This window comes from Streptomyces sp. NPDC036822, assembly GCF_055609145.1.
The window spans coordinates 604,074-625,061 of record NZ_JBVJPY010000002.1 but is presented as its reverse complement, the minus strand read 5'-3'; the positions used below and the strand labels follow the sequence as shown (position 1 = coordinate 625,061).

The following is a 20,988-nucleotide window of genomic DNA, read 5'->3' as shown; positions in this document are numbered from 1 at the left end:
TGCGTCCAGAACATCCCAGGAGCCCCGCATGAACGCTGTCCCGCAGGAGCGGCGCGTCGTCACCGCCATTCCCGGTCCGAAGTCGCAGGAGCTGCAGGCCCGCCGCCTCGACACCGTGGCCGGCGGCGTGGGCTCCGTGCTGCCCGTCTTCACGGCCAAGGCCGGCGGCGGCATCATCGAGGACGTCGACGGCAACCGTCTGATCGACTTCGGTTCCGGCATCGCCGTGACCTCCGTCGGCGCCTCCGCCGAGGCCGTGGTCCGCCGCGCCGCCGCGCAGCTCGCCGACTTCACGCACACCTGTTTCATGGTCACGCCGTACGAGGGGTACGTCGAGGTCTGCGAGGCGCTGGCGGAGCTGACCCCGGGCGACCACGCCAAGAAGTCCGCGCTCTTCAACTCGGGCGCCGAGGCCGTCGAGAACGCGGTCAAGATCGCCCGTTCGTACACCAAGCGCCAGGCCGTCGTCGTCTTCGACCACGGCTACCACGGCCGTACCAACCTCACGATGGCGCTGACGGCGAAGAACATGCCGTACAAGCAGGGCTTCGGTCCGTTCGCCCCCGAGGTCTACCGCGTCCCGGTCGCCTACGGCTACCGCTGGCCCACCGGCGCCGAGAACTGCGGCCCCGAGGCCGCCGCCCAGGCGATCGACCAGATCAGCAAGCAGATCGGCGCCGAGAACGTCGCCGCGATCATCATCGAGCCGGTCCTCGGCGAGGGCGGCTTCATCGAGCCGGCCAAGGGCTTCCTGCCGGCGCTCGTGAAGTTCGCCAACGACAACGGCATCGTCTTCGTCGCCGACGAGATCCAGTCCGGCTTCTGCCGGACCGGCCAGTGGTTCGCGTGCGAGGACGAGGGGATCGTCCCGGACCTGATCACCACCGCCAAGGGCATCGCGGGCGGCCTGCCGCTCGCCGCCGTCACCGGCCGTGCCGAGATCATGGACTCCGTGCACGGCGGCGGTCTGGGCGGCACCTACGGCGGCAACCCGGTGGCCTGCGCCGGTGCTCTCGGCTCCATCGAGACGATGAAGGAGCTCGACCTCAACGCCAAGGCGAAGAACATCGAGTCGATCATGAAGGCCCGCCTGTCGGCGATGGCCGAGAAGTTCGACGCCATCGGTGACATCCGCGGCCGTGGCGCCATGATCGCCATCGAGCTGGTCAAGGACCGGGCGACCAAGGAGCCGCACCCCGAGGCGGCGGGCGCGCTGGCGAAGGCCTGCCACGCCGAGGGCCTGCTGGTCCTCACCTGTGGCACCTACGGCAACGTGCTGCGCTTCCTGCCTCCGCTGGTGATCGGCGAGGACCTGCTGAACGAGGGACTCGACATCATCGAGAACGCGTTCGCCGGAATCTGAGGCGTTCGACACCTGGTGTGAAGAAGCTGTGGGGGGCCGATGGCGGGATGGAGATCCGGCTGTCGGCCCCCTCTTCCGTGGCGTACGGTTTCTGCAGATGAGAGAAACACCCCGCTCGCAGGAGACTGCGGGCGACACCAGGGCGGAGCCTCCCCAGCCCCGCCTTGACCGTGCCCTCGCGCACACCGCTGGAGCCTCGGGCTCCGGAACTCCTCACCGATCGGATGGCCGCCCGCCCCACACCCCCCGGGGCGAGCGGCAGCCCGGTCAAGCCGGCCTCCCCGGAACCACCCCCCCTGTTCCGGGGAGGCCGGCTGTCTTCTCGGCGCTCGTCGCCCTCGCCCTCGTCACCTGGCAGGTCCTCGTCGACGGCCCGGCCGCCCGGCTGGACGAACGCCTCTCCCGCGCCCTGGTGGACACCGTCCCGCGCGGCCTCTCCGAACTCGGCTCCGCCCTCGGCGACCTGGTCGTCGCCCTGCCGGTCCTCGCCTGCGCCATGGCGTACGCGTGGTGGCGCGGCCACCGCGCCCGGGCGCTGTCCGCGGGCCTCGCCATGGCGCTCGTCCCGGCCCTGGTCGTCCCCCTGAAGGAATGGACGGCCCGCCCGGGCCCGCTGGAGCCCTGGGCCGCCGGCTACTACCCCTCGGGCCACACCGCGACGGCGATGGTCGCCTACTTCGGCGCCGCCTTCCTGGTCTCGAACCGTCTGATCCCCGTCGCCGCCGTCCTGACGGCACTGACGGGAACCGCCCTGATCCTGCGGGGCTACCACTGGCCCCTGGACGTCATCGCCTCGCTCGCCCTGTGCCTCCCCCTGCTCCGCTGGCCCGCGGTGGCCGAACGGTACGGCCGCCCGCCCGCGTGACCGGCGCACGCACGGCCGGGCCGGAGCCCGTGTCGGCTCCGGCCCGGCTGTTCGACGAGGTGGCGGGCCGGCCGTCAGCTCCAGGTGTAGGCGTCGAAGTTGCGGCTGAACTCCCAGGCGTTGAACCGGTCCCAGTTGATGGACCAGGTCATCAGGCCGCGCAGGGCGGGCCAGGTGCCGTGGGTCTGGTACGAGCCGCAGTCGGTCTTCCGGGTCAGGCAGTTCAGGGCCTTGTTCACCTCGGCGGGCGTGGTGTGGCCGTTGCCCGCCTGGGTCGAGGCCGGGAGGCCGATGGCGACCTGGTCGGGGCGGAGGGCGGGGAAGACGCGGTCGGTGTTGCCGGCGACCGGGAAGCCGGTGAGGAGCATGTCGGTCATGGCGATGTGGAAGTCCGCGCCGCCCATGGAGTGGTACTGGTTGTCCAGGCCCATGATCGAGCCCGAGTTGTAGTCCTGCACGTGGAGCAGGGTGAGGTCGTCGCGCAGGGCGTGGATGACCGGCAGGTAGGCGCCGGCGCGCGGGTCCTGTCCGCCCCAGGGGCCGGAGCCGTAGTACTGGTAGCCGAGCTGGACGAAGAAGGTCTCCGGAGCCATCGTCAGGACGAAGCCGGCGCCGTACTTCGCCTTGAGGGTCCTGACCGCCTGGATGAGGTTGACGATCACCGGGCTGGTCGGGTTGCGGAAGTCGGTGTCGCCGGTCTGGAGGGACAGCGAGTGGCCCTCGAAGTCGATGTCCAGGCCGTCGAGTCCGTACTCGTCGATGATCTTCGAGACGGAGGAGACGAAGGTGTCACGGGCGGCGGTCGTGGAGAGCTGGACCTGGCCGTTCTGGCCGCCGATGGAGATGAGGACCTTCTTGCCCGCCGCCTGCTTGGCCTTGATCGCCGCCTTGAACTCGGCCGGTGTCTCGACGCCGGGGCATTCCGTCGCCGGGCACAGGCTGAAGCGGATGTCGCCCGAGGTCACCGAGGTGGGTTCGCCGAAGGCGAGGTTGACGACGTCCCAGGAGTCGGGGACGTCGGCCATCCGGGTGTAGCCGGAGCCGTTGGCGAAGCTGGCGTGGAGGTAGCCGACGAGGGCGTGCGCGGGCAGCTGCCCGCCCGGGTTCCCGCCTCCGCCGGTGGTCGTGGTCGCCGTCACCGCCGCCGACCTCGGGGACTCGCCGGCGCTGTTCACGGCCGAGACCTGGAAGCTGTACGAGGTGGCGGGCGTCAGGCCGGTCGCCGTGGCGGTGGTGCCGGAGACGGTCAGGATCCGCGTGCCGCCGCGGTAGACGTGGTAGGACGTGGCGCCCGGGACCGCCGACCAGGTCAGCGGGACGCTCGACGAGGTGGGGCTGCCCGCCGTGAGACCGGCGGGGGCGGCCGGGAGTTCCACGGGTGCTCCGCCGGGGCCGACGAGACTCAGGTCGTCGGCGTGGTACGCGGCGGTGCCGTACCAGCCGTGGGTGTAGACGGTCACCGCGGTGGTGGACGCGCCGGTCCTGAAGGTGGTCGTCAGACGCTGCCAGTCGGTGGCGGACGGGGTCCACGTGGAGACGTCGGTCGTACCGGTGCCGGACGCGCCGAGGTAGACGTATCCGCCGCGGACCCAACCGCTCAGCGTGTAGTCGGAATTCGGCTTCACCGTGACGGTCTGGGAGCAGCGGGCGTTGTCGCTGCCGGCCGGGGTCGCGCGCAGCGCCTTGGTGCCGCCGTGCACGGGCGAGGTGACGACGGCGCCGCTGCCCGCCGTGCAACTCCAGCCGTCCAGGCCGGACTCGAAGCCGCCGTTGCGCGCGAGGTCGGTGTCGGCGGCCTGGGCCGCGGGGGTGAGGGCGACGAGTCCGCCGGCGGCGAGCACGCCCGCCAGCAGAAGCGTGAGCGGTCTGGTGCGTGGGGAGGTGCGGTCCACAACTGCCTCCGGGGGTGGGGGAATCGAGGTGGAGCGCGCCACAGCATGGTCCAGACCAATCAAGTGGTCAAGACCTCTGTCCGGCCGTGCGCCCGGGGCTACCTCCCGCCCGCGCCCCTCTCCCCCTTGGCGAGCCGCCCCGCCGCCTCGTGCATCGCCAGCTCCAGGAGCGCGGCGTCGGTGAGCGTCCCCGCCCCGTCCGGCGGCACCAGCCAGCGCACCCCACCGGTCGCCCGGCCCGGGTAGGGCACCACGATCCAGGTACCGCGGCCGGCGCCCCGCACTCCCGTCCCGAGCCACCGGGCGGCCGTGCCCGGCGGCACGAAGAAGCCGGTCCGGGCATCCCCGAAGTCGGCGAGGACCGGCCCCGGCCGGTCCACCAGCCGCCCCAGCACGTCGAGCGTGGGGTATCCGAGCTCCCCGGGCAGGATCAGCACGTCCCACTGCCGGCCCGCGGGCAGCAGCGCGACGCCGAGGGGGTTGCGCTGCCACTCCCATCGGCAGGCGTCGGGATCCGGCGCCACCGACGCCAGCCACTCCACTGCGGTCCTGGCCCCCGAACCACTCATGACCAACGGCCTCCCTTCCCTACGCGGGCCCGCGGACGCGCGCCCACCCACAGAGAGCGGGGCGGGCGACGATCATTACGCGGGTTCGCCCTCCGGGAGGGTGGTGATCCGGGTCACATGCCGATCAAGAGGTGCACGCCCCCGGCGCCCACCCGGCGCGCGGGGCTCCGGCGTACGACAACGGCCCCGACTACGGCGTACGACAACGGCCCCGCCCGCCACCGGCCCCCGGCACGCGCCCGATCGGGTGGACGGGGGTCGGCCTCCCCGGGAGCCGCGCCGCCGCCCGTGCCCGGCGTGTTCGGATGGGCGTCCACGCGGATAGTCCGCGATGTCCGTGATGCCCGCGCCGTCGCGTCCCCCTCGGCGTCTCGGCGCGCCGCCCCGCACCGGGAGGACCCATGCCGTTTCCGCAGTCGTCGGAGCCCCCGCTGGGTGGTCCCGGCCCCGCTCCGGGCGGGAAGAGGCCTCCCTCGTCTCCTGCTCCGGAGCCCCCCTCCGGCAAGGGCGCCCTGCGCCGCCTCGGCGAGTGGTCGGCCCGCCACCGCGTCATCGTGCTCGTCGCCTGGATCGTCGCCCTGGGCGCCCTGGTGGGACTGAACCACGCGTACGGCGGCGAGTACTCCGACAACTACTCGCTGCCGGGCACCCAGTCGCAGGAAGGGCTCGACGTGCTGCGCGCGCACGAGCCCGCCGCCGGCGGCTACAGTGCCCAGGTGGTGCTGTACGACAGTGCCAAGCCCCTCACCGACGTCGGCGACCAGGTCTCGTCCGCCGTGGACTCGCTGAAGAAGCTTCCGCACGTCCTGAACGCTACGAGCCCGCTGCCCGCGCCCGGCGCGCAGCCGACTCCCCCGCCGTCGGGCACGCCCGACGTCGGCCCGCTGTCCACCGACGGGAAGACCGGCTACATCACCGTCCGCTTCGACGTCCAGCCCGGCACCCTCGGCGACGACTACCTGACCGGGGTCGACAGCGCCGTGGAACCCCTGCGCGCGGCCGGGGTGCAGGTCGAGTACGGTGGCGCGCTGGGTGAGCTGGCCCGGCCGGAGGCGGACGACAGGCTGAGCGAGGCGATCGGGTTCGGCGTCGCCGTCATCGTCCTGATCATCGGCTTCGGCAGTCTGATCGCCGCCGTGCTGCCCCTGGTCACCGCCCTGGTGGCGGCCGTCTGCGGCCTCGCGATCCTCGGCCTCCTCGCCGCGGTGTGGAACTTCGCGACCGTCTCCCCCACCCTCGCCACGATGATCGGCATCGGCGTCGGCATCGACTACGCCCTCTTCCTCATCACCCGGCACCGACAGTTGCTGATGAACGGCCGGGATCCCGTCACGGCGGCCGGGATCGCCACCGCGACCAGCGGGCGGGCCGTCCTCGTCTCCGGCTGCACGGTGGTCATCGCCCTCGGCGGCCTGTGGGTCTCCGGACTGAGTTTCATCGGCCTGCTCGGGCTCGCCGCGACCTCCACCGTGGTCACGGCCGTCGCCGGAGCCCTCACGCTCGTCCCGGCGATGCTCGGGCTCATCGGGCGCCACATCGACCGGCTGCATCTGCGCACCCCCGTCGCCGAGACCGACGGGACGGACGACGGAGCGAGCGGAGCGACGAAGGGCGGGACGTACGCCGGAACGAACGGGGCGACGACCGGAAGAACGGCCCCCGGGACACCCGGCGAGGCCCACGGCACCTGGCACCGCTACGCCCTGCGCGTGGAGCGCCGCCCCTGGTGGTTCCTGACCTCCGGCGTCGTCGTCCTCGTCGTGCTCGCCATCCCCCTGTTCTCCATCCAGCTCGGGCACATCGGCGACGGCGCGGACCCGAAGTCCTTCACCGACCGGCGTGCGTTCGACCTGATGTCCACGGCCTTCGGGCCCGGTTCCAACGGACCGCTGACGTTGGTGATCGACCAGACGTCGGTCCCGGCGGCCGACCGCTCCGCCCTGGCGAGCCAGGCACAGAAGGCGCTCACCGGGGTGCCCGACGCCGTCCTGATCACGCCGCTCACGCCCACCTCGGACGGGGACGTCCTGATCGCCACGGCCTACTCGGCCGCCGCCCCGCAGGACGAGCGGACCACGACGCTGACCAATCACCTGGCCGACGACGTCCTCCCGCGGGCGGTCGCCGGCACCACCGCGACCACGTACGTCACCGGCACCACCGCCAGCCAGGTGGACTTCCTCGACATCGTCTCCAGCCGGCTGCTGCTCATCATCGCGGTGGTCGTCGCCCTGGCGTTCCTCGTCATCCTGGTCGTCTTCCGCGGCCCTCTGGTCGCCGCCAAGGCGGCGGTGCTCAACCTGCTGTCCATCGCCGCCTCGTACGGCGTCGTCGTCGCCGTCTTCCAGTGGGGCTGGGGCGGCCCGGCGCTCGGTGTCTCCGGCGAGGTGCCCATCGAGAGCTACGTGCCGATGATGATGTTCGCCATCGTCTTCGGCCTGAGCATGGACTACGAGATCTTCCTGTTGTCCCGGGTCCACGAGGCGTGGCTGCGCACCGGCGACGCGAAGGCGAGCGTGGCGCACGCCCTGGAGATCACGGCCCGTGTCATCACCTGCGCGGCGCTCATCATGGTGAGCGTCTTCGCGGCCTTCATCCTCAACGACAGCATCGTGGTGAAGATGATGGGGCTCGGCCTGGCCGCGAGCGTCCTCATCGACGCGACGGTCGCGCGGCTGCTGCTGGTGCCCGCCGTGATGACCCTGCTCGGAAAGTGGGCGTGGTGGACCCCGCGGCTGGCTGGACCGGATCCTGCCGCACGTCGACACCGAGGGCGAGGGCGAGACGGCGCAGGCGCGGGGGAACCCGGCGGGGTCCCGGAAGACTCCGTGACCCCGCCGGGTCGGCGCCCTAGCTGTCGAAGCCCAGGCCGACGCGGTCCATGGCCTTCAGCCACAGGTTGCGCCGGCCGCCGTTCTCGTCGGCGCGGGCGAGGGACCACTTGGTGAGGCCGATGCCGGCCCAGGCGATCGGCTCCGGCGGGAACGGCAGCGGCTTGGAGCGGACCATCTCCAGCTCCGTCCGTTCGGTGCGCTCCCCCGCCAGCAGGTCGAGCATCACGTCGCCGCCGAAGCGGGTGGCGCCCACGCCGAGACCGGTGAAGCCGGCCGCGTACGCGACCTTCCCCTGGTACGCCGTGCCGAAGAAGGCCGAGAAGCGCGAGCAGGTGTCGATCGCGCCGCCCCAGGCGTGGCTGAAGCGGAGCCCCTCCAGCTGCGGGAAGCAGCGGAAGAAGTGCTCGGCGAGCTTGAGGTACGTCTCCGGGCGGTGGTCCATCTCGGCGGCGACCTTGCCGCCGAAGCGGTAGATCGCGTCGTAGCCGCCCCACAGGATGCGGTGGTCGGCGGTGATCCGGAAGTAGTGGAACTGGTTGGCGCTGTCGCCCAGGCCCTGGCGGTTCTTCCAGCCGACGGCGGCGAGCTGCTCGGCCGAGAGCGGCTCGGTCGTCAGGGCGTAGTCGTAGACCGGGACGGTGTAGTGCCGGACGCGCTTGACCAGCGACGGGAAGACGTTGGTGCCGAGCGCGACCCGGCGGGCGAGGACGCGGCCGTACGGGGTGCGGACGCCCATGCCGGCGCCGACGGAGACCAGGTCGAGGCCGGGGGTGTTCTCGTAGATCCGTACGCCCAGGTCCCGGCAGGCGCGCTTGAGGCCCCAGGCCAGCTTGGCCGGGTTGAGCATGGCGACCCCGCGCCGGTCCCAGAGGCCGCCGAGGAAGGTCGGGGAGTCGACCTGCGCGCGGACCGCGTCGCCGTCGAGGAGTTCGAGGCCGTCGGCGAGACCGAGCCGCTCGATCTCGCCGTACACCTCGTGCAGCTCGTCGAGCTGGTGCGGCTCGGTGGCGACGTCGATCTCGCCGGTGCGCTCGAAGTCGCAGTCCAGGGCGTAGCGGGCGACCGCCGCCTCGATGGCGTCGAGGTTGCGTTCGCCGAGCTCCTCCAGCTTCGGCAGCTCGTCCGGCCAGCGGGCGAGCCCGTTGCCGAAACCGTGGGTGAGGGAGGCGGCGCAGAAGCCTCCGTTGCGGCCCGAGGCGGCCCAGCCCACCTCGCGGCCTTCGATCAGGACGACATCCCGGGAGGGGTCGCGCTCCTTGGCGAGGAGCGCGGTCCACAGTCCGCTGTAGCCGCCGCCGACGACGAGAAGGTCGCACTTCTCGGTGCCGGTGAGGGCGGGCAGGGCGCCGGGCTTGCCGGGGTCTTCCAGCCAGAAGGGGACGGGCTGGGCGTCGGAGAGAGATCGTGCAGCGAGACGCATGGCGACGGGGGCCATGGTTTCCAACTCCTTCAGGTGTTTCTGTTCCTACTCAGCTTGCCGCTGTTTTCCTGCGCCGGTTCGTGATGATCTGTCCGGCCACCACCACCAGTACGGCGAGGACGAACATCGCCGTACCGATGACGTTGATCTGGACGGGCGTACCGCGCTGCGCCGAGCCCCAGACGAACATGGGGAACGTGACGGTCGAGCCCGCGTTGAAGTTGGTGATGATGAAGTCGTCGAACGAGAGGGCGAAGGCGAGCAGCGCTCCGGCGGCGATGCCGGGGGCGGCGATCGGCAGCGTGACCCGTACGAAGGTCTGCACCGGGCCCGCGTAGAGGTCGCGCGCGGCCTCCTCGAGTCGCGGGTCCATCGACATCACGCGTGCCTTGACGGCGGTGACGACGAAGGACAGGCAGAACATGATGTGGGCGATCAGGACCGTCCAGAAGCCCAGCTCGGCGCCCATGTTCAGGAAGAGCGTGAGCAGGGAGGCGGCCATGACGACCTCGGGCATCGCCATCGGCAGGAAGATCAGCGAGTTGATCGCGCCCCGCGCGCGGAAGCGGTAGCGGACCAGCGCGAAGGCGATCATCGTGCCGAGGACCGTGGCGCCCAGCGTCGCCCAGGCGGCGATCTGGAGCGAGAGGGTCAGCGAGCCGCACAGGTCGGCGACGCCGCAGGGGTCCTTCCAGGCGTCCAGCGAGAAGCGCTGCCAGGCGTAGTTGAAGCGGCCGTTCGGCTTGTTGAACGAGAACACCATCACGACGACGTTCGGCACGATCATGTACGCGAGCGTGAGCAGACCCGCGATGACGACGAGGTTGCGACGAATCCAGCGCATCAGACCAGGTCCTCCGTTCCGGCGCGGCGGATGTAGACGGTGACCATGGCCAGCACGATCGCCATGAGGATGAAGGACAGCGCGGCCGCCGTCGGGTAGTCGAGCACCCGGAGGAACTGCGACTGGATGACGTTGCCGACCATCTTGGTGTCGGTCGAGCCGAGGAGTTCGGCGTTGACGTAGTCGCCGCTCGCGGGGATGAAGGTGAGCAGGGTGCCCGAGACCACGCCCGGCATGGAGAGCGGGAAGGTCACCTTCCGGAAGGTGGTGACGGGCGAGGCGTAGAGGTCCCTGGCCGCCTCGTGCAGCCGGCCGTCGATGCGCTCCAGGGAGGTGTAGAGCGGCAGGATCATGAACGGCAGGAAGTTGTACGTGAGTCCGCAGACCACCGCCATGGGGGTGGCCAGCACCCGGTCTCCCTCGGTCCAGCCGAGCCAGCTGGTCACGTCCAGGACGTGCAGGGTGTTGAGGACGTCCACGACCGGGCCGCCGTCGGCCAGGATCGTCTTCCACGCCAGCGTCCGGATGAGGAAGCTGGTGAAGAAGGGCGCGATGACCAGGACGAGGAGGAGGTTGCGCCAGCGGCCGGCCTTGAAGGCGATCAGATAGGCCAGCGGGTAGCCGAGCAGCAGGCACAGCAGGGTGGCGGTACCGGCGTACAGCAGGGAGCGGACGAACTGGGGCCAGTACTCCTGGAAGGCGTCCCAGTAGGTCCGGAAGTGCCAGGTGACCTCGAAGCCCTTCTCCAGGGAGCCGGTCTGCACGGAGGTCGAGGCCTGGTAGACCATCGGCAGCGCGAAGAAGACGAGCAGCCAGACGATGCCCGGCAGGAGCAGCCAGTACGGGACGAGCCGCCTGCGGGTGGCCGCCTTGCGGACCGGGAGGTCCGGCGCGGGCGGGGTGGGCGGCGCCTCCTTGGCGAGGGTGGTGCTCATGAGGCGTCCTCCAGCGTCTCCACGCCCGCGTCGATGGCCTGGGCCGCGTCGAGGCCGAAGGTGTGGGCCGGGTTCCAGTGCAGGACGACCTCGGCGCCGGGCGTCAGGCGCCCGTCCCGCTCGATGTTCTGCTCGTACACCTGGAGCTCCGCGCCCGCCGGGCTGTTCACCACGTACTGCGTGGAGACGCCGATGAAGGAGGAGTCGACGATCCGGCCGGTGACCTTGTTGCGGCCGTCGGCGATGCTTCCCGCGTCGTCGGCGTGCGTGAGGGAGATCTTCTCGGGGCGGACGCCGACGAGGACCTTGCCGCCGGCGCGGACGGCCGCCGTACAGCGGTCGGCGGGCAGCCGGAGCTTGCCGCCGCCGGCCGTCACGATCAGGTCGGTGGCGCCGGTCTCGGCGACGTCGGCCTCGATGAGGTTGGAGGTGCCGAGGAAGTTGGCGACGAACGTCGTGCGCGGGTTCTCGTAGAGGTCCGCGGGCGCGCCGAGCTGCTCGACCCGGCCGCCGTTCATCACCGCGACCTGGTCGGCCATGGTCATGGCCTCCTCCTGGTCGTGGGTGACGTGGACGAAGGTGATGCCGACCTCGGTCTGTATCCGCTTGAGCTCCAGCTGCATCTGGCGGCGCAGCTTGAGGTCGAGGGCGCCGAGCGGCTCGTCGAGCAGCAGCACCTGCGGGTGGTTGATGAGCGCGCGGGCCACGGCGACGCGCTGCTGCTGGCCGCCGGAGAGCTGGTGCGGCTTGTGCTTGGCCTTGTCGCCGAGCTGGACGAGGTCGAGCATGTCGCCGACCTGCTTCTTCACGGACTTGATGCCGCGCCGGCGCAGACCGAAGGCGATGTTCTCGTGGATGTCCAGGTGCGGGAAGAGCGCGTAGGACTGGAAGACGGTGTTGACCGGCCGCTTGTACGGCGGGAGGTCGGTGACGTCCTTGTCGCCGAGGAAGACCGACCCGGTGGTGGGGTCCTCCAGGCCGGCGATCATGCGCAGGGTGGTGGTCTTCCCGCAGCCGGAGGCGCCGAGGAGGGCGAAGAACGAGCCCTGCGGGACGGTCAGGTCGAGCGGGTGGACGGCGGTGAAGGAGCCGTACGTCTTGCTGATGCCGGTGAGACGGACGTCGCCGCCGGTGGTCGTGTCAGTCATGGGTTGCGATCCCGGTGTTCGTAAGAGGTGGACGACGGTTGCTCACGCACCGATGAGCTTGGCGAACTTCTCCTCGTACGCCGTCTCTTCCTGGCTCGTCAACGAGCGGAAGGCGTGCGACTTCGCGGCCATGGCCTTGTCGGGAAGGATCAGCGTGTTGTTCGCGAGCTCGGGATCGATCTTGGCGAGCTCGTCCTTCACCCCGTCGACCGGGCAGACGTAGTTGATGTACGCGGCGAGCTGGGCGGCGACCGGAAGCTCGTAGTAGTGGTCGATGAGCTTCTCTGCGTTGGCCTTGTGCCGGGAGTTGGCCGGGACCAGCAGGTTGTCGCTGGAGGTGATGTAGCCGGCCGAGGGGATGGCGAACTTGATGTCCGGGTTGTCGGCCTGCAGCTGGATGACGTCGCCGGCCCAGGCGAGGCAGGCCGCGAGGTCGCCCTTGTCCAGGTCGGAGGTGTAGTCGTTGCCGGTGAAGCGGCGGATCTGCTTCTTGTCGACGCCCTTCTGCAGCCGCCCGATCGCCTGGTCGTAGTCGGCGTCGGTGAAGGCCCCCGGGTCCTTGCCCATGTCGAGGAGGGTCATGCCGACCGAGTCGCGCATCTCGGTGAGGAAGCCGACCCGGCCCTTGAGGGAGGGGTCGTCCAGGAGCTGGGTGACCGAGTCGACCTTCTTGCCGCCGGTCGCCTTGGCGTTGTACGCGATGACGGTCGAGATACCGGTCCACGGGTACGAGTAGGCGCGGCCCGGGTCCCAGTCGGGGCGGCGGAACTGCGCGGAGAGGTTGGCGAAGGCGTGGGGCAGGTTCGACGGGTCGAGCTTCTGCGCCCAGCCCAGCCGGATGATGCGGGCGGCGAGCCAGTCGGTGACGCAGATCAGGTCACGGCCGGTGTCCTGGCCGGCCGCTAGCTGCGGCTTGATCTTGCCGAAGAACTCGACGTTGTCGTTGATGTCCTCGGTGTACTTGACCTTGATCCCCGTGCGTTTCGTGAACGCCTCCAGGGTGGGGCGGGACTTCTCGTCCTCGCTGACGTCCATGTACTCGGTCCAGTTGGAGAAGCTCAGCTGCTTCTCCTTGGCCGAGAAGTCCGTGGACGCGGGCCCCTGGCCCTCCCGCTTGGCCGGCGGGATGCCGCAGGCGCTCAGGGACGCGAGGCCGCCGACCGTGAGCGCGCCGACGCCTCCGGCGCGCAGCATCGAACGGCGGCTGAGGGCTCCGCGGCCGCTCGTCAGACTGCGTCGCATCGCCGCGAGCTGGGCGGCCGAGAGGCGGTCGGGCTCGTACTGCTCCATGCGCTGTGCCCTTTCGGGATGGTTTCGCCGCTGGTCGGACGGCAGGCCACGCGGCGTGAGCCGCATTTCGGATGGTTATCGGTCCCCGAAGATCGTGCGGTGCCAGTCCTTCGCGGCGACCGCCGTGTTGTCGAACATCACATGCTTGACCTGCGTGTACTCCTCGAAGGAGTACGCCGACATGTCCTTTCCGAATCCCGACGCCTTGTAGCCGCCGTGCGGCATCTCGCTGATGATCGGAATGTGGTCGTTGACCCAGACGCAGCCCGCCTTGATCTCGCGGGTGGCCCGGTTCGCCCGGTAGACGTCGCGGCTCCATGCGGAGGCGGCGAGTCCGTAGGGGGTGTCGTTGGCGAGCCGGATGCCCTCGTCGTCGCCGTCGAAGGGCAGGGCCACCAGGACCGGTCCGAAGATCTCCGAGCGCACGACCTCGCTGTCCTGCGCGGCGCCGGTGATCAGGGTCGGACGATAGTACGCACCGTTCTTCAGCTCGCCTCCCGGGGCTTCGCCGCCGGTGACGACGGTGGCGTAGCCGCGGGCACGGTCGACGAAGCCCGCGACCCGGTCGCGCTGGGCGTGGCTGATCAGCGGTCCGAGGTCGGTGGAGGGGTCGAAGGGGTCGCCCAGGCGGACGCTCTCCATGAGTTCGGCGACCCGCGCGACGAAGGCGTCGAAGAGCGGGCGCTGGACGTACGCGCGGGTGGCGGCGGTGCAGTCCTGGCCGGTGTTGATCAGGGATGCGGCGACGGCGCCGTGGGCGGCCGCCTCCAGGTCGGCGTCGTCGAAGACCACGAAGGGCGCCTTGCCGCCGAGTTCGAGGTGGAGCCGCTTGACGGTGGAGGTGGCGATCTCGGCGACCCGCTTGCCGACGGGGGTGGATCCGGTGAAGGACGTCATGGCCACGTCCGGGTGGCCGACGAGGTGTTCGCCGGCGGTCCGCCCGGCCCCGGTGACGATGTTGACGACGCCGTCGGGGATGCCCGCCTCGGTGGCCGCCTGGGCGAACATCAGCGAGGTGAGCGGGGTGAGTTCGGCCGGCTTGAGGACGATGGTGTTGCCGGCGGCGATGGCCGGGAGGACCTTCCAGGCGGCCATCTGGAGCGGGTAGTTCCAGGGGGCGATGGAGCCGACGACACCGATGGGCTCGCGCCGTACGTACGAGGTGTGGTCGCCGCTGTACTCGCCGGCGGACTGGCCCTGGAGGTGGCGGGCCGCGCCGGCGAAGAAGGCGGTGTTGTCGATCGTGCCGGGGACGTCGAACTCGGTGGAGAGCCTGATCGGCTTGCCGCACTGGAGGGACTCGACCCGGGCGAAGTCCTCGGCCCGCTCGGCGAGCACGCCCGCGAAGCGGTGCAGGGCGTCGGAGCGCTCGCCCGGGGTGGCGGCCGCCCATGCGGGGAAGGCGTCCCGGGCCGCGGCGACGGCGGCGTCGACGTCGGCGGTGGAGGCGAGGGCGTAGGTGTACACGCTCTCGCCGGTGGCCGGGTCGACGACGCTGTGCTCCTCACCCGAGTCTCCGGGCCGCAGCCGCCCGCCGATGTACTGTGCGCCGGCCGCGAAGCGGTCCGTCACCTGGAAGCGGTTGCCCATGACGCTCTCCGTTGTTCCAGCTCGAATTGAGTGCCGATCCTGACAGAGGCACGCTTGCCCAACAAGGGATTCCGTTGTTGCCTTTTGGTTACGCGACGGAATCGGTCGACCATGTGTCGAGGGACCCGGGAAATACCCGTACGGAGTGTCCGTGGCGACTGCCACACTCGCATGCATGGGGAAGATCGAAGAGCTGACGCAGCAGGTCAGCAGTGGTGAACGGGTGAAGTGGCTGCACTTCTGGGGCCACCGGCCACGGCCGGACGGGACGCTCTCGGCGAGCTGCCTGAGCCAGTGGTGGGAGTCACCGTTCGAGGTCGCCGGAGTGCGGTACGCGACCGCCGAGCACTGGATGATGGCCGAGAAGGCGCGGCTCTTCGGGGACGCGGACGCCGAGCGGGCGGCGCTGGCCGCTTCCTCGCCCGCCGAGGCGAAGAAGGCGGGGCGCCTGGTGCGGGGCTTCGACGACAAGGTCTGGGAGCGGGAGCGCTTCGGGATCGTCGTGGAGGGAAGCGTCCACAAGTTCTCCTCCGACGAGCGGCTGCGGTGGTTCCTGCTCGGCACGCGGGGCCGCGTCCTGGTCGAGGCGAGCCCGATGGACCGGATCTGGGGCATCGGTCTGGCCGCCGACGACGCCCGCGCGACGGATCCCTCCCGATGGCGCGGCCTGAACCTCCTCGGCTTCGCCCTGATGGAGGCGCGGGAGCGACTGGGCTGACGGGCGGGGGCGTCCGTGCCGACCGGCGGGAGCGTGGAGGGGCGGGGACGCGGAGCGCCGCCTACGCCGAACGGCGGGACCGCGGAGGGCAGTGCGCGGAGGGCAGCGCGCGGAGGGACCGGAGCCCGGAAGGCCATCGCGCGGAGGGGCGCGACGCACACGGGCGGAAACGCGGAGAGGCGGCCCCTCAGAGGGCCGCCCCTTCCGCCGTCCGACCGCGCCGCCGCCTCGTGGCGCCGGGCCGGCCCGGTCCCGTTCCTACCGCCGGTCCGCGACCAGGCTCGTCGCGAACGGGTCCGACGGGTCCTCCTCGAAGGTCGAGGGGTCCTGCTGGATCGCCCAGACCACGAAGGCCAGGAAGGCCGCGCTGATCAGGATCCCGATCGCGCCGAGCACGATGCCCGCGACCGCCATGCCCCGGTTCGTCGCCTCGCCCCGGCCCGCCTTCTTCACCCCGATGATCCCGAAGATCAGCGCGAGGATGCCCAGGATGCCTCCGAGGCCGTACAGACAGAAGCCGACCACGGAGACGATGCCGAGCACCATCGCGGCCGTCCCCATGCCGTTGGCCGGAGCCTGCTGCCAGCCGGTCTGGCCGTAGCCGCCGGCGCCGTAAGCGGTGGAGCCGTAAGGCGTCGAGCCGTACGCCGGATAGGCGGGGTAGCCGTACCCGCCCGTGCCCCCGGGGGTCGTCGGCGCGGTGGGTGCCGCGGGGTAGCCGTACGCCCCGGGCGCGGCCGCCGGGCCGCCGGGCGCGACCGGAGGCGGCGGCACCTGGCCCGTGCCGCCGTCCCCCGTCGGCATCGCCGTCATCGTCGGCTGGTCGTGGACCGGCGGACGGTCGTGCGCCGGCGGCGTGGCCGGCTTGCTCAGTTCCACCCCGTCGCGGTTCGGCGGAGCCCACGGATCCGCCGGGTCGTACCCGCCCTGCGGCTGGTCGCTCTTCTCTGACATGGGCCTCCCCCATCGTGGTGCCGCCATGCTACGACCTCGCCCCCACGGCGGAACGGCCCGCCTACGATGATCGGATGACCGATCTCCATCCTTTCATCGCCGGACTCCCCAAGGCCGAGCTGCACGTCCACCACGTCGGCTCCGCCTCCCCCCGCATCGTCGCCGAACTGGCCGCCCGCCACCCCGACTCCAAGGTCCCCACCGACCCGGAGGCGCTCGTCGACTACTTCACCTTCACCGACTTCGCCCACTTCATCGAGGTCTACCTCTCGGTCGTGGACCTCGTCCGCACCCCCGGGGACGTCCGGCTGCTGACCTTCGAGATCGCCCGTGACATGGCCCGCCAGAACATCCGTTACGCCGAGCTGACGATCACCCCGTTCAGCTCGACCCGTCGCGGGATCGACGAGGTCGCCTTCATGGAGGCCATCGAGGACGCCCGCAAGGCGGCCGAAGCCGAGCTGGGCGTCGTGCTGCGCTGGTGTTTCGACATCCCCGGCGAGGCCGGTCTGGCCGCCGCCGAGGAGACCACCCGGCTCGCCGTCGACCTGCACCCCGAGGGCCTGGTCTCCTTCGGTCTCGGCGGCCCGGAGATCGGGGTGCCGCGCCCGCAGTTCAAGCCGTACTTCGACCGAGCGATCGCGGCCGGCCTGCACTCCGTCCCCCACGCGGGCGAGACGACGGGCCCGCGGACGATCTGGGACGCCCTGCACGACCTGCGCGCCGAGCGCATCGGACACGGCACCAGCGCGGTGAAGGACCCGGCCCTGCTGGCCCACCTCGCCGAGCACCGGATCGCCCTGGAGGTCTGCCCGACCTCCAACATCGCGACCCGCGCGGTCACGCACCTGGACGAGCACCCCCTCAAGGAGATGGTGGACGCCGGGGTCCTGGTCACGATCAACAGCGACGACCCGCCGATGTTCGGCACCGACCTCAACAACGAGTACGCGGTCGCCGCCCGTCTCCTGGACCTCGACGAGCGCGGCCTGGCCGCCCTCGCCAAGAACGCCGTGGAGGCGTCCTTCCTCGACACGAGCGGCAAGGCCCGGATCAGCGCCGAGATCGACACGTACACCGACACCTGGCTGGGCCGCTGACAGCCGCCACAATGGGCCCATGGACCACGTCACTGCCGTAGGCCACCGCGGCGACCCCTACCGCGTCCGCGAGAACACCGTGCCCTCGATCGTCTCGGCGGTCGAGGCAGGTGCGGACGCCGTCGAGATCGATGTACGGCTCACCGGCGACGGTGTCCCCGTCCTCCTGCACGACGACACCCTCAAACGGCTGTGGGGGCACGACCGGGCGCTCTCCGCCCTCTCCCTCGCACAGCTGCGGGAGCTGACCCGCCACGGCGTCCCCACCCTGCGCGAGGCCCTGATCGCGGCCGGACCGCACCGGCTGCTGCTCGACCTGCCCGGCGGGGACGAGACGTCGGTCCGCACCATCGTCGGCACGGTCCGCGAGTGCGGGGCGGCCGAGCGGGTCTACTACTGCGCGGGCGGCGTCGCCATGCTCCAGATCCGGGCGGCCGACCCGTCCGCCGAGATCTCCCTGACGTGGAACACGCTCTCCCCGCCCCGTGCCGTCCTGCTGGACGCGGTCCGGCCGCGCTGGCTCAACTACCGCTTCGGCCTGGTGAGTCGGGAGCTGGTGGACAAGGTGCACCGCGACGGCTACCTCGTCTCGGCCTGGACCGCCGACACCCGGCGGAGCATGCGTAAGCTGATCACCCACGGCGTGGACTCGATCACCACGAACCGTGTGGACGCGCTCGCCGCCGAACTGCGAAGGGATGTCCCCAGGTGACCGGCACCGAGAGGATCCGTACGGACGTCGCCCACAACGCCCGGGTGTGGAACTACTGGCTGGGCGGCAAGGACAACTACCCGGTGGACCGCGCGGTCGGCGACCAGGTCACCGGCTTCTATCCCAGCATCGGCGAAGTGGCGCGCGCGGACCGGGCGTTCCTCGGCCGTGTCGTGACGCATCTGGCCGCGGACGCCGGCGTGCGCCAGTTCCTCGACATCGGTACGGGACTGCCGACGGCCGACAACACCCACGAGGTCGCCCAGCGGATCACGCCGGCCGCCCGGGTCGTGTACGTCGACAACGACCCGATCGTGCTCACCCACGCCCGCGCGCTGCTGACCAGCTCCCCGGAGGGCGTCACCGAGTACGTCGACGCGGACGCCCGGCAGCCGGAGCGGATCCTGGAGGCGGCGGCGAAGACGCTGGACCTCGGGCAGCCGGTCGCGGTGATGATGCTCGGCATCCTCAACTTCGTCCTGGACACCGACGAGGCGCGGCGCATCGTGCGCACGCTGATGGACGCGGTGCCGTCGGGCAGCCATCTCGTGCTGACCCATCCGACCCTGGAGCCGGAGCTCGGCGGCGAGGGCAACGTGGCGGCGATGGAGTTCTGGAACGAGAACGCCACCCCGCCGATCACCGCCCGCAGCCGCGCCGAGTTCGTCTCCTTCCTCGACGGCCTGGAGATCCTCGACCCCGGCGTCGTCTCGTGCGCGAGCTGGCGCTTCGCTCCCGCGAGCGAGGTGGCCCAGTTCGGCGCGGTGGGCCGCAAGCCGTAAGGGCGGCGAGGGGGGATGGGGACTCCGGGGGCGGGGATACGGGCCGCGGGGCGGGGCTGGTGGGACCGGGGCAGGACACTGCTCGGCGCCCGGCCCTGGGCGGTCGACATCGGCCTCGCCCTGCTCGTCCAGGCGGCGATGACCATGCCGTTCGTCGTACCGCGCGCCCCCGGGCTCGAGCCCGCGACCTGGCAGGCATACGGGCTGACCACCCTCACCGTCCTGCCGCTGGCGTGGCGGCGGCGCGCTCCCATGACCGTCCTCCTGGCGATCCTGGCGACGAGCGCGCTGTACCGGATCGCCGTGGACGGCCCCGGGCAGCCCCTGCCGTACACCGGCCTGGTCATCGTCTACACGATCGCCGCGATCCGCCCGCCCCGCGACCGTCTGGTCACGGTCGTCCTGCTCACGCTCGCGGTGCCCGTCTCCGTGTGGCTGAACACCCGGTCGGTGCGCGAACTGACCTTCTCCCTCTTCGTGTTCGCGGCGGCGTACGTCTTCGGCCGGCTGACCGACGCCCGTCAGCGGGCCCACCGGGTCGAGGCGGAACAGGCCGCCGCACGCGAGCGCGCCAGGATCGCGCGGGAGATGCACGACATCCTCTCCCACGCCGTGAGCCTCATGATCGTGCAGGCGGAGGCCGGTCCGGTGGCGGTGCGGACGGCTCCGGAGCGGGCGGAGGCCGCCTTCGACGCGATCTCCGAGACGGGCCGGGACGCCATGGCGCAGCTACGCCGGATGCTGGGGGTCCTGCGGGAGGGCGACGGCCCGCCGGACGGGTCCGGTGACGCCCCGCGCGCGCCGCAGCCGGGCCTCGCGGGCCTTCCCGACCTGGTGGAGCGGGTGCGGTCCGGCGGGCTCGACGTCACCTACGCCACGGCGGGCGAGGTGCGGACGCTGCCCGCCGCCACCGGGGCGACGGTCTACCGGATCGTCCAGGAGGCGCTGACCAACGTGGTCAGGCACGCGCGCGCCCGGACGGTGTCCGTCCTGCTCGCCTACGAGGACCGGGCCCTGGAGATCGTGGTGCGGGACGACGGTCGCGGCCCGCAGCCGGGCTCCGGCGGGCACGGCCTCGTCGGCCTGCGCGAGCGCGCCGCCGCGCACGGCGGTACGGCCGTCACGGGGCCCGGACCGGACGGCCGCGGTTTCGAGGTGCGGGCCCGGGTGCCCGTCGCCTCCACGGCGGAGGTGGCGCGTTGACGATCCGTGTGGTGGTGGCCGACGACCAGGAGCTGGTGCGCAGCGGGTTCTCGATGATCCTCGACGCGCAGCCGGACATCGAGGTCGTCGCGGAGGCCGGGGACGGGATCGAGGCGGTCGAGGCCGTGCGCCTGCACGCGCCCGACGTGGCGCTGCTCGACATCCGGATGCCGCGCATGGACGGCATCGAGGCGTGCCGGACGATCGGCGCCGGCTCGGGGTGCCGGACGGTCATGCTGACGACCTTCGACTCGGACGAGTACGTCTACGACGCCCTGCACGCGGGGGCGAGCGGCTTCCTTCTGAAGGACGTCCGCCGGGACGACCTGGTCCACGCGGTCCGGGTGGTGGCGCGGGGTGACTCGCTGCTCGCGCCGTCCGTGGCCCGGCGGCTCGTGGAGCAGTACACCTCGGGCGGCCCGCGTCGCACGGACCCCCGGCTCGGGCAGCTCACGACCCGGGAACGCGAGACGCTGCTGCTGCTCGCCCGTGGTCTGTCGAACGCGGAGATCGCGGCGGAACTGGTCGTCAGCGACCACACGGTGAAGACCCACGTCGGCAACGTGCTCGCGAAGCTGGGGCTGCGCGACCGGATCCAGGCGGTGATCTGCGCGTACGAGACGGGGCTGGTCACGGCGGGCTCTCCCCCCGCCGGGGGAGCCGGAGGCGGGTCCTCCTCCCCCGCGTCGGCGAGGAACTGACCGCGCGAAGACCGCCGGTGCGGGCGATCCGGGGCAGGGCCCCGGTCAGCAGGATGGAGCCATCGACG

17 protein-coding genes and 1 pseudogene are annotated in these 20,988 nt (G+C 71.6%); 9 read left to right on the top strand and 9 right to left on the bottom strand.

Features of this window, described 5'->3' with window-relative positions; all coding sequences use genetic code 11:
- Nucleotides 1–28 precede the first annotated feature (28 nt).
- Entirely contained in the window at nt 29–1,363 is a 1,335-nt protein-coding gene (gene gabT, locus ACZ68P_RS07200) for a 4-aminobutyrate--2-oxoglutarate transaminase (RefSeq protein WP_471003760.1), read from the top strand.
- A 97-nt stretch (nt 1,364–1,460) separates the two neighbouring features.
- Nucleotides 1,461–2,228: a phosphatase PAP2 family protein gene (locus ACZ68P_RS07195; protein ID WP_471003758.1), complete on the top strand. Its 768-nt coding sequence runs from the start codon at nt 1,461–1,463 to the stop codon at nt 2,226–2,228.
- A 74-nt stretch (nt 2,229–2,302) separates the two neighbouring features.
- Here the strand turns inward: ACZ68P_RS07195 and ACZ68P_RS07190 are convergent, their stop codons facing one another.
- On the bottom strand, nt 2,303–4,120 hold the full coding sequence (locus tag ACZ68P_RS07190) for a chitinase (protein WP_471003756.1): 1,818 nt from the start codon (nt 4,118–4,120) through the stop codon (nt 2,303–2,305).
- Between the two features lie 98 nt (nt 4,121–4,218).
- Nucleotides 4,219–4,689, bottom strand: coding sequence for a hypothetical protein (locus ACZ68P_RS07185; RefSeq protein WP_471003753.1), 471 nt, complete (start codon nt 4,687–4,689; stop codon nt 4,219–4,221).
- 401 nt (nt 4,690–5,090) lie between these two features.
- On the opposite strand from ACZ68P_RS07185, the pseudogene ACZ68P_RS07180 reads away from it, so the two are divergent.
- Nucleotides 5,091–7,521 (top strand): annotated as a pseudogene (locus tag ACZ68P_RS07180) (MMPL family transporter).
- Between the two features lie 18 nt (nt 7,522–7,539).
- Here ACZ68P_RS07180 and ACZ68P_RS07175 read toward each other — a convergent pair.
- From ACZ68P_RS07175 to ACZ68P_RS07150, 6 genes are all read right to left on the bottom strand, one after another.
- Entirely contained in the window at nt 7,540–8,958 is a 1,419-nt protein-coding gene (locus ACZ68P_RS07175) for an NAD(P)/FAD-dependent oxidoreductase (protein WP_471003750.1), read from the bottom strand.
- Between the two features lie 34 nt (nt 8,959–8,992).
- Nucleotides 8,993–9,787: an ABC transporter permease gene (locus ACZ68P_RS07170; RefSeq protein ID WP_471003747.1), complete on the bottom strand. Its 795-nt coding sequence runs from the start codon at nt 9,785–9,787 to the stop codon at nt 8,993–8,995.
- The gene (locus ACZ68P_RS07165) at nt 9,787–10,722 is read right to left on the bottom strand and encodes an ABC transporter permease (protein WP_471003744.1); all 936 of its coding nucleotides are present in this window, start codon (nt 10,720–10,722) and stop codon (nt 9,787–9,789) included. The genes ACZ68P_RS07170 and ACZ68P_RS07165 overlap by 1 nt, the downstream gene beginning before the upstream one ends.
- A complete protein-coding gene (locus ACZ68P_RS07160; RefSeq protein WP_471003741.1) occupies nt 10,719–11,870 on the bottom strand; it encodes an ABC transporter ATP-binding protein in 1,152 nt (383 codons plus the stop codon). The genes ACZ68P_RS07165 and ACZ68P_RS07160 overlap by 4 nt, the downstream gene beginning before the upstream one ends.
- 42 nt (nt 11,871–11,912) lie before the next feature.
- Complete coding sequence (locus ACZ68P_RS07155; protein WP_471003738.1) at nt 11,913–13,160, bottom strand: ABC transporter substrate-binding protein; 1,248 nt, start codon at nt 13,158–13,160, stop codon at nt 11,913–11,915.
- Between the two features lie 75 nt (nt 13,161–13,235).
- Complete coding sequence (locus tag ACZ68P_RS07150; RefSeq protein ID WP_471003736.1) at nt 13,236–14,750, bottom strand: gamma-aminobutyraldehyde dehydrogenase; 1,515 nt, start codon at nt 14,748–14,750, stop codon at nt 13,236–13,238.
- Nucleotides 14,751–14,925: 175 nt separating this feature from the next.
- On the opposite strand from ACZ68P_RS07150, the gene ACZ68P_RS07145 reads away from it, so the two are divergent.
- Complete coding sequence (locus tag ACZ68P_RS07145) at nt 14,926–15,468, top strand: NADAR family protein (RefSeq protein WP_471003734.1); 543 nt, start codon at nt 14,926–14,928, stop codon at nt 15,466–15,468.
- A gap of 258 nt (nt 15,469–15,726) precedes the next feature.
- Here the strand turns inward: ACZ68P_RS07145 and ACZ68P_RS07140 are convergent, their stop codons facing one another.
- On the bottom strand, nt 15,727–16,422 hold the full coding sequence (locus ACZ68P_RS07140; RefSeq protein WP_471003731.1) for a DUF4190 domain-containing protein: 696 nt from the start codon (nt 16,420–16,422) through the stop codon (nt 15,727–15,729).
- A 74-nt stretch (nt 16,423–16,496) separates the two neighbouring features.
- Between ACZ68P_RS07140 and ACZ68P_RS07135 the strand changes: the two genes are divergently transcribed.
- From ACZ68P_RS07135 to ACZ68P_RS07115, 5 genes are read left to right on the top strand one after another with little or no spacing between them, the layout of a single operon-like run.
- On the top strand, nt 16,497–17,522 hold the full coding sequence (locus tag ACZ68P_RS07135; RefSeq protein WP_471003728.1) for an adenosine deaminase: 1,026 nt from the start codon (nt 16,497–16,499) through the stop codon (nt 17,520–17,522).
- A 19-nt stretch (nt 17,523–17,541) separates the two neighbouring features.
- Complete coding sequence (locus ACZ68P_RS07130) at nt 17,542–18,234, top strand: glycerophosphodiester phosphodiesterase (RefSeq protein WP_471003725.1); 693 nt, start codon at nt 17,542–17,544, stop codon at nt 18,232–18,234.
- Nucleotides 18,231–19,016, top strand: a complete 786-nt coding sequence (locus ACZ68P_RS07125) for an SAM-dependent methyltransferase (protein ID WP_471003722.1) — start codon at nt 18,231–18,233, stop codon at nt 19,014–19,016. Before ACZ68P_RS07130 ends, ACZ68P_RS07125 begins: the two co-directional genes overlap by 4 nt.
- Nucleotides 19,017–19,031: 15 nt before the next feature.
- Nucleotides 19,032–20,219 (top strand): sensor histidine kinase, encoded by a 1,188-nt coding sequence (locus tag ACZ68P_RS07120; RefSeq protein ID WP_471003720.1) that lies wholly within the window; start codon nt 19,032–19,034, stop codon nt 20,217–20,219.
- Complete coding sequence (locus tag ACZ68P_RS07115) at nt 20,216–20,920, top strand: response regulator (protein WP_471003717.1); 705 nt, start codon at nt 20,216–20,218, stop codon at nt 20,918–20,920. Before ACZ68P_RS07120 ends, ACZ68P_RS07115 begins: the two co-directional genes overlap by 4 nt.
- The last annotated feature ends 68 nt before the right edge of the window (nt 20,921–20,988 follow it).